This is a genomic window from Nocardia jiangsuensis, from assembly GCF_042650385.1.
GTDB lineage: Bacteria > Actinomycetota > Actinomycetes > Mycobacteriales > Mycobacteriaceae > Nocardia > Nocardia jiangsuensis.
In genome coordinates this window covers 491,954-506,394 of sequence record NZ_JBHSAX010000013.1, presented here as the reverse complement: position 1 = coordinate 506,394, position 14,441 = coordinate 491,954, and the positions used below count along the sequence as shown (strand labels likewise).

The following is a 14,441-nucleotide window of genomic DNA, read 5'->3' as shown; positions in this document are numbered from 1 at the left end:
AGGAGCGATGGTCCTGAATGTCGATGCCGACGAGCTGGTCCGCACGGCGGCGGCGCTCGCCGCGCTCGCGCGCGAGGCGGGCGCGGCGATGCCGGGCGGCTGGGTGGTGCCCGCGGGCGCCGACCCGATCTCGGCGGCGGCGGTGCCGCGGCTGAACGGCCAGGCCGCCGCGCTGCTCAACGAGCTCGGCGGGCTGCTCGGCGAGATCCAGGGCACCGCGAGCAAGGTCGGCGCCGCCGCGGTGGACTACACCGCCACCGACGCCGCGGGCAGCCGCGCGCTCGGCGGCAGCGGCGGCGAGCAGGCCGCCAACCCGGTGCCGGAGGTCGTGCCGCTCCCGCTCCGGCTGCCGCCCCCTGCGGGCGGCGTGCCGGATGCCACCGTCGACCCGCTGACCTTCGCCCGCGCGCTGCACACCGGCCCCGGCCCCGGCCGCGCCACCGAATTCGCGGGCACGGTGCGGAATTTCGCCGGCTCCCTGCTGGCCGGCACGGCCCCGGGGGTGACGGCGGCCGCGGGCGCGCTGCAGGGCTGGACCCCGGTGGGCGCGGCGGCGAGCACCGAGCTGCTCGGCCAGCAGGGCAGGTTGACCGGGCTCGGCGCCCGGCTCGGCACGCTCGCCGACGGCATCGACAGCTACGGCACCGCGTTCCGGCTGGCCAAGGCGAAACACCCCACGCCGCAGGAGATCCTGGCCGCGCGCCGCAAGCTGCTGACCGCGCTGCGCTCGAAGGACCCGGTCGGGACCGAGCTGGCGCTCGCCGAGTTCCAGGAGCAGAACGCGCGCTCGGCGGAGACGATCACCGGCTACACCGGCGCCGTCGAGTCCGGTGTCGGCGCGGGCGCGGCCGCCGCGGGCGCCGGCGCGGACGAGAGCTCGGGGCAGGGCGATTCGAGCATGCTGAGCGCCATGCTGCCCGCGCTGATGAGCGCCATGAGCGGCATGGAGGGGCAACAGGGCGGCGACGAGTACGACGACATCGGCTACGACGACTACGGCTACGACGACGGCTCCTACGCCGACGACTACGGCATCCCGAGCTTCACCGGCGCGGGCCCCGGCTCGCCCGGCGCACCGGGCGGCGTGCCCGGCGTCGATGCCGGGATCCCCGCCGACACGGCGTTCGCGGTCGGCGCCATGCCGATGGTGAGCGGCACCGGCACCGCGCCGAGCACCGCGGGGCTCCCGCGCGCCTCGGTGATCGAACCGCTCGGCGGCGGCTCGCAGGCCGGGGCGAACGGGTCGCGCGCGGGCAGCCCGTACATGCCCTACATGCCGATGGCGCCCGGGATGGGCGGCGGCCAGGGCGGCGCGGGCGGCGACCGCAACCGGGTCGTGGCCTGGCACCCGGACCGGCTCATGTACGTCGACGACACCCCGCACACCGACCCGGTGATCGGCGAACGGCCGAGCATCGCCCCGACGGTGACGCCGCCGACCCCGGCGCCGCCCACCCAGCAACCGTCCTCCGGAGGTACCCCGTGAGCAGCATCCACCCCGACGTCCAGGCAGCGCTCGACGCCGCGCGCGACCTGCGCCACCGGATCGCCGACATGCGGGAGCGGATCGACGCCATCCGGGCACGCAGGCCGTCGCCGAGCGGCGCGGTGATCCCCGAGGTCGACGCCATGGGCAACCTCACCGGTCTGTACCTGGCGCCGGGCACGACCGCCCGGTTCACCGGCGCCGAGCTGGCCGCCGAGATCATGGCCGCGATCAGGGAGAGCTCCGCGGACGCCGCCCGCCAGTACCGGGCCGTCATGGACGACACCGCCGAAACGGTTCCCTCGTGACCGTCGGCTCCGAGCTCGCCGAGGTCACCGTCGCCGACACCGTGCGCTGGCTGCACGAGGAGGGGCTGGTGCGGCTGGCGGCCGTCGCCGACCAGGCGCTGCGCAACTTCTGCGCCTTCACCGTCGACGTGCGCACCGGGCGGGTCGGCGCGCACCCGGAGACCGGTGGCGAGGAGGGCGCCGAGGTGACCTCGCTGGCCGCCGACGACCTGCCGCACCCGGTCGGCTCGGCGCAGCGGCTGGTGGTCGTCGGGGTCACCGTCGCCGAGGAGGTGCTCGTGGTGGATCTGGCCGCCACCCTCGCGCTCTCCATCAACGCCGACCGGCCCGCGCTCGCGGCCCGCTCCTGGGTACTCCAGCTCATGCTGAACCCTGAGGTCACCGTCACCACGAACAGCGCGGAGGTGGCGGCGGGGGACAGCCCGCGGCTGCGGCAGAGCTTCATCCCCGGCAGCGGCGCGACCCTGGTGAACATCGACGACGACCGCCCGCCGCTCACCGCCATCACCTTCAACGCCGCCGACGACGGCCCCGACCACCTCGACGTGGAGCCGGACGGCACCGGTGAGATGTACCTGGGCAGTCGCTTCTGGCGGCTGCGGCACGTGCTGTGCGTCGCGGACGAGCCGTGGGCCGAGCTCGCGCGGCGGCTGGATTCCGCAGGCGAACCCCCCGAGGAGGAGTTATGACCGACGAACCCGTTTTCCGGGACGACGACGAAGAGCGGGAACCGGCCGAACCCGACTGGGAGCACGCCGTCTACGAGGTGTTCAACCCCGAGCACACCGTCGGCGTCGCCTGCGACCGGGACGGCGAGGTGGTCGGCATGCACCTCGCCGACGACGCCGGCGAGAACGGCGAGCCCTGGCTGGCCGCGGAGATCCTGCGGGTGGCCCGGCTGGCGCACGAGAAGTCGCGGGTCGGGCTGCGCGCCGAGATGGAGTACAAGGGCACCAGGCCCTACACCGTCGACTCCTTCGACCTGCCGACCGAGGAGTCCTACCGGGCGCTGGAGCAGGCCGAATTCGGCAGGGCGCGTTCGTGAACCTCGACATCGACGACCCGGACGAGGTGATCGCCGCCGCGACCGGGTTCAGCACCGCCATCGACACCGTCGGCGAGCTGGTCACCCTGGTCACCGGGGAGCTGGAGCCACCGCGGCGCCCCGGCTCCGCGCTCGATCGGGTGCTCACCGACCGGCTCGGCTGGATCGTCGAGACCTTCGGCGGCGCACTGCGCAACGACGCGGGCCGCACCGCGCTCACGCTCCGGCAGATCACCGAGGCCGCGCGGGCGCTCGGCGCCGCCGACATCGCGGGCGGGCAGGCGATGCGCGGGACCGGAGCCGGCTGACGCCCCCATGCAACCGGACCTCGGCAACCCGCACTGGACCGCGATCGTCGGCGGCAACTGGCCCGCCGTCACGCCCGCGGAGTGGAACGCGCTGGCCCGCATCGCCGAGGCGGGCGCCGCCGGGCTCGACCCCGGCGCGGCCGAACAGCACCGCCGCGCCTTCGAGGAGCGGGTGCGCTCCAGCGCCGGGCTGCACCTCGCCGGGGACGAGCTGCTGCGCCAGCGCGGCACCCCGCAGGCCTTCGCCGACGCACTGCTCGCCACCGCCGCGGTACTGCGCGACTTCGCCGACCTGGTGTACCGCACCGGGAACCGGATCCTGGACATCGTCGACCGCGCGACCGCGCGGATCGCCGCCGCGAACCGCAGCGCCGCCGCCGCCGAGGACGACGCGGAGGCGGACCGGCTGCGGGCGCGCATCCCCCGGCTGATCGCCGAGGCGCGGGACGAGGTCGATGAGGTCGCGCGGGCGGCGCTGCGGGAGACCGGGCCGTCCGGGTTCCCCGGGTTGCCGGTGATCGCGGAGCTGCTCGGCATGCCGGGGCCGTGGGTGCCGGGGAGTCCGGGCGCGGTGCGGCGGCCGGGGCGGGGGCCGTGGCAGCGCGGGCCGGGGCGTCGCCGCGACGGTGGGCCGCCCGAGCCGGGGACCGATCCTGCGGTGCCGGTGGCGTTTCCGCTGCCGGAGCCCGGTGCGGAGGTACCGGTTTCCGAGGTGCCCGGTGCGTTGGGGGCCGGGGAGCCGGTTCCGGTCGTGCCGAGGGGGTTCGAGCCGGCCGTGGTCGCGCCCGATGTGGCCGCGCCCGGCGCGCCGGGCCCCGGCGCGCCGGTGTCTAGCGGGGCGGGGCCGGGCGGGGCCGGGTACGGGCCTGCCATGGCCGGGCCCTACGACCGGTCGGGTGGCGGGCCGGGCGGCGAGTCTCACCCCGGCGCCGACGCGGGGCAGGACCTGGATCGAAGCGGGCCCGTCGTGGCCGCCGCCCGGTCCGGGCCGGGGGAGCGCGCGGTGGGCTTCGATCCCGCGACCCTCGCGGGCGGTCCCGGTGCCGAGACCACCGACCCTGCCCGGTTCGGCACCGGATCCGCCTCTGATGCAGTGCCGTTCGGGGTTCTTCCGGCGCTTCTGGGGCCGTCCGGCGCGGCTGGAGCGAACGGCGCCGGGCCACCCGTGGCCGGAGCAGGCCGCGCCGGTGCGCCCGGCTTCGGCGGACCCGGTGGCAGTCCGCCCGGTGCCGGTTCGGCCGGTGCCGGTTCCGGAGCGGCCGGAGGCAGCGGCGCCGTGGGTTCCTCGGCGGGCGGGAGCGCGCAGGGTGCCGATCGAACGGGCCGGTCCGCGGGCGCTGTACCGGCGGACAGCCGCGCCCTCGGACCCCGCGTCTCCACCGGCCTGGGTGGCCCGACCGCCCCCGGACCCCTCCCGCCGATCCCGCGCACCCGATCCGGCCGCGCCACCGGCGACGCCACCGGTAGCGACGACCTCATCCGCGAAACGGTCGGCGCCGCCATGCTCTTCGCCGCCGAACCGTCGTTCGTGCTCGGCGAGCGCGTCGACGGCGACCTGGTGCTCGCCCGCACCCTGCTCGCGGGCATCCTGGCCGCCACCCCGGACGTGCTCGGCGTCTCCTGGGCGGTCGCCGTGCTGCGCAGACCGTCCGGCGTGAGCGCCTTCGTCACCTCGAACGAGGGGCGGGGCTGGCTGCCCGCCGGGCTGTACCTGCCGCGCGAGCTCTCCACGCCGTGGGTGTGGGAGATCGCCGAGGGGTTCGCCTGGGAGGGCATCGCCGACCCGGCCCGCGTCCTCGCGGAATTCGGGCAGGCGCTCGGCCGCCGCTCCGGGGCGCGGCTCTCGGCGCTCGCCTCCTCGGAGCGGATCGCACCCGCGCTGCGCGGGCAGCTCGGCGAGGTGGCGCTGGCAGGCGAGGTGCCTGCCTCGGCCGCGCTCGACCTCACCGCCGCGAGGCCGGGGCTCACCGACCGGCTCGGCCTGACCGGCGCCGCCGCACTGCTGGAGCGCGCCGCCGCGGTGCCGGAGCCGGAGCTCGCCGCACGCTGCCTGAGCGCGGCGCTCGACGCGCACACCGGCGTCGGCCGCAGGCGGCTGCACGCACCGGAGGCGCTGGACGCCCCCGCGCTGCGGCAGCGGATCCTGCTCGCGCTGCGGCAGCGGCAGCCGGTGCCCGAGCAGTGGTGGGCCGAGCTGCGCGACGCCGACGATCTGATCGCCGCCGCCGTCCCCGCCCGCCGTGCCGACGTCGCGCGGATTCCGCTCGGCGAGCTGCGCGCCGAGACCCCCGGCGCCCGCTCCGGGCCGGAGCGGGCGGCGCTGCGCGCCCTCGCCTTCCAGCGCCGCTGCGACGAGCTGGTGCTCCTGCTCGCCGAGCCGCCCGACCGGCAGCGGCTGCGCGACGCGATCTACGCGCACGCCCAGGTCACCGGGCACCCGGCCTACGCGGCACCGACCGGAATCCCCACTGGTGGGAATCGCTGAAAATGAGTTGATCGGTACGGGAAAGGATCTGAGCAGGCATGCCGGAAAGCATGAACATCGACCCTGCGGTGTTGCGCCAACTGGCCACGCAGCACGACCGGATCGCCCAGGACACCAGGGAGTGGGGGAAGCCGCCCGCCGAGTGGCTGGCGAACTTCCTGCCCACCTACGGCAAGATCGCGCAGCCGGTCTACGAGGCGCTCGGCCGGTACTACGACGCCAGGCAGCGGGCGGCGGAGAACCTGGCACGGGAGCACGACGACACCGCGGCCGCGCTGCGCGCCTCCGCCGACACCTACGAGCAGACCGACGAGGACCTGGCCGCCCGCACCCGCACCGCCGGTGCGGAGGTCAGCGAGCGGACGGGCACGCCGTCGGTCTCCGCGCCCCAGCCCGGCACCGCCGAGACCGAGCAGCAGCCCGTCTCCGCGGCTCCCGCCGCACAGCCGTTCGGCGAGCCCGCGCACGCCGCGCCGGGAACCACCGGCAGCAGCGCCCCGGCCGCCGCGTCGGCGCCGGTCGCCACGGGCACCGACGGCGCGGTGCCGTCCGGCGCGACCACGTCCCCGATCACCCCTTCCGCCCCGGTCACCATGGCAGGCACCGACCAGGGCGGCACCGACCGCCCGGCCGGGATCGCCCCGGTGAGCACCGACCAGGGAACGACCGCCGCGCCGAACTCCGGCGCAGCCACCGCGCCGTCCGGAGCCGGTGTCGCACCGCCCGTTCCGCTCGTTCCGCTCGCGGCGGGCGCCGACGAACGCCATCCGGCACAGAACGGCGCGAACCGGGGCGACGCCGTCCCGGTCGCCCCGATGCCGACTCCGTTCGCGGCGGCGGTCGCGAACGCCAGGCAGGATGCCGCGGAGCCGGGCCACGTCGTCGGCGCCGCGATCGACGACGACCTGGTGCTGGCCAGGACGCTGCTCGCGGGCGTGCTCGCCGCCACCGAGACGGCGGTCGGCACCACCTGGGCCGTCGCCGTGCTGCGCGGCCCCGCCGGGGCAGGCGTCTTCATCACGAGCAACGAGGGCCGCGGCTGGCTGCCCGCCGGGCTGCACCTGCCGCGCGAGATCTCCACCCCGTGGCTCTGGGACGCCCTGCTGGAGACCCCCTCCCACGGCGGCTCGCCGTGGGAGGGGATCGCCGACCCGGCCCGGGTGCTCGCCGAGTTCGCGCTCGCCTGGGGCGCCAAGGCGAATGCCGGGCTCTCCGCGCTGGTCTCCTCCGGGCCGATCGACCCCGGGCTGCGGCTGCGGCTCGGCAGCACCGCGATCGCCGACCACGTCGCCCCCGCCTACGAGCTCGACCTGCGAATCCCGACCCCGGACACCACCGACCGGCTCGGCCTGGCCGGCTCCATCGCCGGTCTCGAGAACGCGGCGGCCGTGCCCGATTCGCAGCTCGGGGCGCACACCCTGGAGCTGGCGGTGACCGCGAACGCGGCCACCGGCCGCGCGGGCCGCACCCCGCCGGAGGCCCGCGCCGCGCGACAGCTGCGCGAGCGGATCCTGATGGAGCTGACCGCGGGCGGCACCGTCCCCCGCCGGCTCTGGGACGAGCTGCGCGACGCCGACGACCTGCTCGCCGCCTCGATGCTGGCGCAGCGCGTCGACGTCGGCCGGGTCGAGCTCGGCGAGCTGCGCGTTGACACCGCCACCACCCTGCTGCGGGACCTGGTCTTCGAACGCCGCTGCACCGAGCTGGTGCTCTTGCTCGAGGGCGAGCCGGCCAGGCAGACGCTGCGGGACGCGATCTACGCGCACGGCCAGATCACCGAGCACCCCCAGTTCACCGCGGTCCCGGCCGCGGTCTCGGTGCCCGAGCGGGTCGCCGTGCCCGCCGGTGCCGCCGCGCCGGGCGCGGTCACCGCGCCCGCTGTCGCCGGGCCGCCCGCGGGCGCGGTCGCCGCCCCGAGCACACCCCCGCCCGAGCGGTCGGTCTGATGGCTCCGCCGAAGGCGCCCGAGCCGAAGATCGACGACAAGGTCGTCGCCAAGGGTGACACCACCGGAAACGGCGTCGACGTCGGCGGCGCGATCCTCTCCGGCTCCTCGATCAAGTCCCAGGACGGCAAGTACCAGCTGATGCTGGAGAACGGCAATCTGGTGCTGCGCGGGCCGAACGGCGTGGTCTGGGAGTCCGCGACCACCAACACCAACCCGTCCACCGACCGGGGCAGCGGCAATATCCTGGCCGCCTCGATCGGCCCGGACGGGCAGATCATCCTCGAGGCCGACGCCTACTATCAGTCGCTCCCGGTCTGGGCGACCGACAAGGTGCCCGGCGCGGTCCGGCTCCAGCTGAACAACGACGGCAGCCTGGTCTTCCTGGACAAGGACAACAAGCCGATCGGCACCGTCGCCGGCCCCGACCCCGATCGCGGCCTCGACTGGCACCTGCACCACCCCTACGGCGCCTCGGCCAACCTGGACAAGCACATCGACATCTGCGAGAACTTCCTGATCACCTCCTGTGCCGAGGAGCTGTGGGGCAATGGAAAGGAGACCCCGAACGCCTCGCTCGACAAAGTGTTCACCAATGCCGGGCTGCCGGGCACCAAGATCAACTCCACGATGACCGAGCGTTACGAGGGCAAGACCGATCGGCTCGATCGGGTGAATGCCGACCTGTACGAGAAGGTGCGACAGGTCCACGTCACCACCAATGACCTCTCGCAGCAGTCGGTGAACGCGCTCAAGGCCATCGAGGCGCAGGTCGACTCCACGAACGAGAAGCTGCGGGCGCCACACCGCGTGTACCAGGCGCCGCCGGCCGTCGCCGATCCCCCGTCGTATATCGAGTACGACGTGAAGGGCAACGTGGTGGGGGAGCCCAAGCTCCCCCCGGCCACCGAGGACTTCCTGCTCGGCGTGCTGCACGACATGGTCCACTTCGTCGAGCGCGAGGTGAAGAAGGTCAGCGACGCCGCGGACGCGGGTGCTGTCGATGTCGACGACAAGAAGCCGAAGTACGGCGGCGAGAACAACGGCAACGGGCAGTACAACGGCGGGCAGTACGGCGACACCTCCGGTGGCACAACGCCGCCTGGTGCCGGGAGCCAGGATTTCAGCGGCCTCTACGGCGACCTGCTCGGCACCGGCACCGCGCTCGGCACCGATCCGCTCACCGCGGGCGGCGGCACCGGCTCCGACAAGATCGTCGATCTGCTGAACTCGGCGATCGAGGAGATCGAGGGCGGCGCGGGCACGACGGCAGGCGGGACCGGCGGCGCCACCGTGGCGGGCGGCGGGGGAACGACCGGCGGCGGTTCGTCCGGCGGCGGCGGGGCCGGCTCCGGCATGAATCAGATGATGCAGTCGCTGCCCATGATGATGATGATGCAGCAGATGATGCAGTCCATGTCCCAGGGCCGCGATCGCGACAGGGACCGCGACCGCGAAGAGGACGAGGAGAAGCGGGAACCCGAGCCCGGGCAGGACCCGAACGCGCCGGTGCAGCAGGTGCAGAACCAGGGCGCCGCCCCGCCGCCGGGGACGGTGACCGCCGACCCGGCCGCCCCGCCGCCGGTCGTGCTCGGCAACAAGTCCATGGTCGACGTGCAGATTCCGACGAAACCGCCGAGCACGCAGCAGGTTTCGCAGGTGGTGGCGGAGGCGATCCAGCGCGAGCTGAACAACCCGAACGGCAGCGATGCCAGGGCCGCCTACGTGGGCACGCCGGGCGAGTCGTCGGCCGCCAATCCGTGGATCGTGGTGGACGGCAACGACGTCCGGACCGGGGATGTCGCGCAGTGGCGGGACCACACCGGGCTCGTGGTGGTGGTGGACGGGGTGCCGCACATCATCACCGACGGGCAGATCGTCCCGCTGGACCCGAACAACCCCGCCGACGGCGAATTCCTCGGCTTCGCCCGCCCCGGTGGCGCCGGTATCGGCGAGCAGACCCCGGCCGTGCCGGGTGCGGGGGAGGCGCTGCCCGTTCCCGCCACCCCCTCGACCCCGCCCGCGCCGATGCCGCCCGCGGTCACCGCGCCGCCGCCGGTCAGCGTCACCATCTGACCCTTTGCGGTCGGCCCACCGCCGTCGAGGAAGTCGGGACCGCTATCGCGAAGTCTCGGCCGCCGGAGCGGAGAATTACTCTGCCGCAGCGAAGCTTCGGGGCGGGAACGCGAACTGCCGCGGCGGCATCGGACTGCCGCCGCGGATCACTGGACCACGGCGGTGGGGTCGGGAATCGGCTCGGCGACGACCGGCGGGGGCGGCCCGCCCGGCTGCGCGCCGGGATCGACCGCGGGAGCCTTCGGATCGGCGGGCGCCCCCGGCGCCTGCTCGTCCTTCTCCTTTTCCTCCTCCGCCTCCTTCCGCTTCTCCTCCTGCTGCTCGAGCAGCTCCGGAATCTGCGAGAGCAGCGGCATCGCGGCCATCGGCAGCATGGCGAGCATCGGCAGGATGCCGCCGAGCCCGCCGTCCCCACCGCCCCCGCCACCGCCGGTCGTCGCCCCGCCGGTCGAGACCTGCTCGGTGCCGCCCCCGGTCTTGTTCCCGCCCGCCATGTCCTCGTTGAGCTTGGCGACCGCCTCGACCTTGTCGTAGACCGCGTCGACGGCGTCTGCGACCTTCTTCAGCAGCGCCTTCTCCTGCGCGGGTTGCAGTTTCGCCTTGCCCGCGGCGGTGAGCGCGGCATTCAGCTCCGTGACGATGGTCTTGATCGCCCGCAGCGTCTCGTTCTGCTCGGCGGCGACCACCACCGAGGTCTTCAGCACCTGGGTGTCCAGGGTGAGCAGGGTGGTCTGGCGGGCCTGGACCGCGGTGATCGCCTTCTCGTACTCGGCGACGCCCTTACCCTTGCCGATGTTCTCCAGCACCACCGGCTGCAGCAGGTCGTCGACCTTGGGCGGCGGCTTCGGCATGCCGCGGCCGAGCAGGTCGACCGCGGTCTGGATCGCGACCTCGGCCAGCGCGACGAAGGCGAGCAGCCCGGGCGAGCCGCCCGGAGGCCGGACCAGCCTCACCGGCCAGTAGTTCTTTCCCGCGGCGAGCGTCATCAGCGGCGTCGCGGCGATCGTCGCGGCATCCTCGGTGCCGGTTTTCGCGGCGTCGACGGGCATGGCGCACCACCTTCCTCGAATCCCGTTCATTCTCCCGGCTTCTCCCCGGTGGGAATGCGGACGAAACCGGGCACCCCCAGGATTGGGAATGGTCGCGCGCCCGGCCTCTCCACAATGAGCGGATGCGAATCGAGAGATGGTCCGCACCGCGCGAGGGCGAGCCGGTCGAATGGCACCGACGCTGAGCGGCGATGTGGACGGTGTGCTGCGCTCGATGCTCGAGTTGTACGGCGCGGGCAGCCCCGACGCGAACCGGGCCGCCGGGCCCGCCTACGCCGTGACGGCCGGGGCGCCCCCGGTGGCAGGCGCCGCCGCGGCGGACTACTCGCACGCCGAGGGAATGCGCAGCTCGATCGCCGATTCGCACAGCAGGCGGGACGGCGTGGTCGGCCGGGCGGTCGGGGAGTCCGGCGACGGCACCGTGCACGGCCGCTCCCGGCTGACCGACCAGCTCGCCGACTTCCGCAGCCGGGTGCAGGCGCTCGCCGCGCTCGGCGGGGCCAGGTTCTCCGGCCCCGCGCTGCTCGACGCCGCGCACACCACCGTCACCAATGCCGTGCGCCAGGTCGACGCCGACGTGGCCGCGGCACGCAAGCAGGCGGCGCAGATCATGCCGCCGGACGTGCCGCTGCAGAAGTTCACCCGCGCCTCCCCCGCCGCGCGGCGCAGGCGCAGCCGTGCGCGCTCGGGCCACCGCGCGCGCTCCCGCACCGGGACCGCCACCCGCGCGGGCCGCAGCCGGGACCCGGTCCCGCCGGGGACGTTCCGCGACGACGGCACCGCGGGCAGCGCCGCCGTGCAGGCGGCCTTCGGCCAGATCGGCCTGGACTACGTGTGGGGCGGTGGCGGCGCGAGCGGGCCGACCGGCGGCGGCTTCGACTGCTCCGGGCTGACCCAGTACGCCATCGCGCAGGCCTCCGGCGGCGAGGTGATCCTGCCGCGCACCACCTACGACCAGATCTACAGCGGCAGGCAGGTGCCGATGGACCAGGTGCAACCGGGCGACCTGGTGTTCCCGAAGGATTCGTTCAGCGCGCGCGGGCCGGAGCACGTGCAGCTGGCGGTGGACCGCAACACGGTGGTGGAGGCGCCGACACCGGGCGAGAAGGTGAAGCGGACGTCCATGCCGGACCAGGCGATCATCATCCGGGTGCTGCCGTCCGGGGGAGCCGGGCGTGCCGATCGAGATGTCTAGCGAGGTCGCCTTCCTCCTCGACCTCATCGGCGTCCCGTACTCGGAGCTGGGCGAGGACGACGTGCGGGCGCTGGTGCGGCACCTCGATGTCGACGCGGTGCGATACCGCGTGCGGCTGCTGGAGGAGCTGCTCGGGCAGGTGTCGGCGCTCGCCGGAGTGGTCGCGGCGCTCGACTTCACCGGACGCGGGGTCGGCGCGGAATCCGAGACGGGCGCGCGCCAGGTCGCGGGTGCGCTGTCGCCCGAAGAGAGGGGAGCGGAGGGGAACCGTGCGACCCACACACCCTGGCGCAGACCCCCGCGCACCCCGGCGAACGTCGAAGCCCCCGCCGCCGGGCCACGCCCCCGCACCCCCTGGCGGACCCACCGCACCGCACCGAACGTCACCGTCCCCTCGGCGCACCGCTCCCGCCCCCGCGACGAGAGCGGCTGAAACCCGCGGAAACGCCGACGGAGATCGGTGGCGTCCGACACCACCGATCTCCGCGGTCGGAAGCGGGATCCGCCCGCGTCCTGAGAGGGGTTCCGGTGGTTACCGATGCCGTGCCGGCGTCACCGGTAACCGCCGGTGTGCGGATCGGCAGGATGAGGGTCTGACCGATCCACCGCAAACCTTACACCTGAATAACGGCACACGCAATGGCGTACACCTATGAGACGTCATATAACTGCTTCCCACCCGTGGGAAGCGCGCGGCGCCGGTCGACGCCTGCCGGAACCTATCGTTCTCGCAGGCGAGATCGGCGGAAGGGAAATCCGAGTTGTCAGCGGCCGAGGACGCGTTCTACACCGGGGTTCAGAATCTGGGACTGGTCACCGGTGCGGCGCGCAATGAACAGCATGCGAGGGCCGCGTTCCGGGCGGCCACCGATCTCGATCCGGATATGTGCGATGCCTGGCTGGGCCGGGCGATGGCGGGCGAGGTCACCCCGGAGGTGATCTACGGCGCGTTCCGTTCGGTGCACAACCTGTACCGCGATCAGCAGCGTGCCGGGCTGGTGGATCGCGCCCTGTGGTGCCAGGTGGAGATCGGGATGTACGGGCTGCGGGTGGCGATGGCCGACCGCGACCAGATCTCGATCGCGCAGGCCTGCTCCTACGCCGCGGACGGCGAGTGGGCCGAGGCGGCCACCATCCTGGAGAGCGTCCCGAGCGACGACATCGCCGACTTCGTGCGGATGTCGCTGTACTTCCGCACCAAGCGCTGGCCGGACGTGCTCGCCGCGCGCACCGCGCGCCCGGTGCTGGAGGACGGGCTGCTCGACATCGCCGCCGAGCTCATGGCGGCGACCGCGCTGGCGCACACCGGCCGCACCGGCGAGGCGCTCTCCCGGGCCCAGCGCATCGTCGACGACAGCCGCTCCGGCAACCTCTCCTACATCTGGGCCGACGCGCACTACCTGCACGGCATGCTGCTGCGGCACAGCGGCGACCACGAGGAGGCCGATCGCGTCCTCGGCGGGCTGCGCAGCTCGGCGCTCTGGCCGGACCGCCCGGAGTGGCAGCAGGCGCTGCAGGACAAGGCCTTCCGGCTGGAGATCGCCACCGCCGAGATCATCGCCTCGCGCACCGACGTCTGGGACCCGGCCTCCGGCCTCGACCCGGCGGAGGCGGCCGCCTCGGCCGCCAAGGCCGAGCGCGACACACTGCTCGCGGAGGCCTCCGAGCTGCTGCAGGCGCAGATCGGCATGGATTCGGTGAAGGAGCAGGTGGAGCGGCTCAAGTCCGGCGTGCTGATGGACCAGGTGCGGGCCGAGCGCGGGCTCGCGGTCGACTCCAGGTCGCAGCACCTGATCTTCTCCGGCCCGCCCGGCACCGGCAAGACCACGATCGCGCGGGTGATCGCGAAGATCTTCGCCGGGCTCGGCGTGGTGGAGAACGCCGACGTGATCGAGGTGTCCCGCAACGACATGGTCGGCACCCACCTCGGCCACACCGCGCCGAAGACCAACGCGCTCATCGACTCCGCGCTCGGCGGGGTGCTCTTCATCGACGAGGCGTACACGCTGATCCAGGAGGGGCTCTCCGGCGGCGACGCCTTCGGCAAGGAGGCGGTGGACACGCTGCTGGCCCGGATGGAGAACGACCGGGACAAACTGGTCGTCATCATCGCGGGGTACGAGGACCAGATCGACCGCTTCCTCGCCTCCAACGAGGGGCTCGCCTCGCGTTTCACCAAGCGGATCCGGTTCGCCAGTTACGAGGCGGACGAGCTGGTCCGGATCGCCGATCACATCGCGCGCAAGAAGGATTCGATCCTCTCCGGCGAGGCGCGCGAGGCGCTCCGGGAGCGCTGCGCGCACCTGGCCGCGAACCGGAAGGACGGCCGCAGGCTGATCGATCTGGCAGGCAACGGCCGCTTCGTGCGCAATGTGGTGGAGGCCGCCGAGTCCGAGCGCGACTACCGCTTCACCCGCACCAATATCGACGTCCTCGCCATGACCGACGAGGAGCTGATGACCATCGACGTACTCGATGTCGCCGGCGCGCTGGAGGGGCTCGCCCCGGTGGCGCGGGCGTGAACCGGCGCCGGGCGCCGCGGGG

12 protein-coding genes are annotated in these 14,441 nt (G+C 74.2%); 11 read left to right on the top strand and 1 reads right to left on the bottom strand.

Annotated features, from left to right (window positions below; genetic code table 11):
* Positions 1-7: 7 nt before the first annotated feature.
* The 8 genes from ACFO0B_RS13905 to ACFO0B_RS13870 are packed head-to-tail and all read left to right on the top strand — an operon-like array spanning position 8 to position 9,653.
* Complete coding sequence (locus ACFO0B_RS13905; RefSeq protein ID WP_378612818.1) at positions 8-1,486, top strand: hypothetical protein; 1,479 nt, start codon at positions 8-10, stop codon at positions 1,484-1,486.
* Complete coding sequence (locus tag ACFO0B_RS13900) at positions 1,483-1,794, top strand: hypothetical protein (protein WP_378612817.1); 312 nt, start codon at positions 1,483-1,485, stop codon at positions 1,792-1,794. The genes ACFO0B_RS13905 and ACFO0B_RS13900 overlap by 4 nt, the downstream gene beginning before the upstream one ends.
* Positions 1,791-2,483 (top strand): hypothetical protein, encoded by a 693-nt coding sequence (locus ACFO0B_RS13895; RefSeq protein ID WP_378612816.1) that lies wholly within the window; start codon positions 1,791-1,793, stop codon positions 2,481-2,483. The genes ACFO0B_RS13900 and ACFO0B_RS13895 overlap by 4 nt, the downstream gene beginning before the upstream one ends.
* Positions 2,480-2,839: a hypothetical protein gene (locus ACFO0B_RS13890; RefSeq protein ID WP_378612815.1), complete on the top strand. Its 360-nt coding sequence runs from the start codon at positions 2,480-2,482 to the stop codon at positions 2,837-2,839. The genes ACFO0B_RS13895 and ACFO0B_RS13890 overlap by 4 nt, the downstream gene beginning before the upstream one ends.
* Positions 2,836-3,147 carry a hypothetical protein gene (locus tag ACFO0B_RS13885; protein WP_378612814.1) on the top strand — a complete coding sequence of 104 codons (312 nt, stop codon included), beginning with the start codon at positions 2,836-2,838 and terminating at the stop codon, positions 3,145-3,147. Before ACFO0B_RS13890 ends, ACFO0B_RS13885 begins: the two co-directional genes overlap by 4 nt.
* A 7-nt stretch (positions 3,148-3,154) precedes the next feature.
* On the top strand, positions 3,155-5,632 hold the full coding sequence (locus ACFO0B_RS13880; protein WP_378612813.1) for a hypothetical protein: 2,478 nt from the start codon (positions 3,155-3,157) through the stop codon (positions 5,630-5,632).
* Between the two features lie 38 nt (positions 5,633-5,670).
* Complete coding sequence (locus ACFO0B_RS13875) at positions 5,671-7,578, top strand: type VII secretion target (RefSeq protein ID WP_378612812.1); 1,908 nt, start codon at positions 5,671-5,673, stop codon at positions 7,576-7,578.
* Entirely contained in the window at positions 7,578-9,653 is a 2,076-nt protein-coding gene (locus ACFO0B_RS13870) for a hypothetical protein (protein WP_378612811.1), read from the top strand. Before ACFO0B_RS13875 ends, ACFO0B_RS13870 begins: the two co-directional genes overlap by 1 nt.
* 146 nt (positions 9,654-9,799) lie before the next feature.
* On the opposite strand, the gene ACFO0B_RS13865 is transcribed toward ACFO0B_RS13870, so the two are convergent.
* Positions 9,800-10,702 (bottom strand): hypothetical protein, encoded by a 903-nt coding sequence (locus tag ACFO0B_RS13865; RefSeq protein ID WP_378612810.1) that lies wholly within the window; start codon positions 10,700-10,702, stop codon positions 9,800-9,802.
* Between the two features lie 169 nt (positions 10,703-10,871).
* Here ACFO0B_RS13865 and ACFO0B_RS13860 point away from each other — a divergent pair, with 169 nt between their 5' ends.
* The 3 genes from ACFO0B_RS13860 (at position 10,872) to eccA (ending at position 14,419) form a co-directional block, all read left to right on the top strand.
* Positions 10,872-11,897: a C40 family peptidase gene (locus ACFO0B_RS13860; RefSeq protein WP_378612809.1), complete on the top strand. Its 1,026-nt coding sequence runs from the start codon at positions 10,872-10,874 to the stop codon at positions 11,895-11,897.
* Positions 11,878-12,330 (top strand): hypothetical protein, encoded by a 453-nt coding sequence (locus ACFO0B_RS13855; protein WP_378612808.1) that lies wholly within the window; start codon positions 11,878-11,880, stop codon positions 12,328-12,330. The genes ACFO0B_RS13860 and ACFO0B_RS13855 overlap by 20 nt, the downstream gene beginning before the upstream one ends.
* A gap of 328 nt (positions 12,331-12,658) precedes the next feature.
* On the top strand, positions 12,659-14,419 hold the full coding sequence (eccA, locus tag ACFO0B_RS13850) for a type VII secretion AAA-ATPase EccA (RefSeq protein WP_378612807.1): 1,761 nt from the start codon (positions 12,659-12,661) through the stop codon (positions 14,417-14,419).
* Positions 14,420-14,441 lie beyond the last annotated feature (22 nt).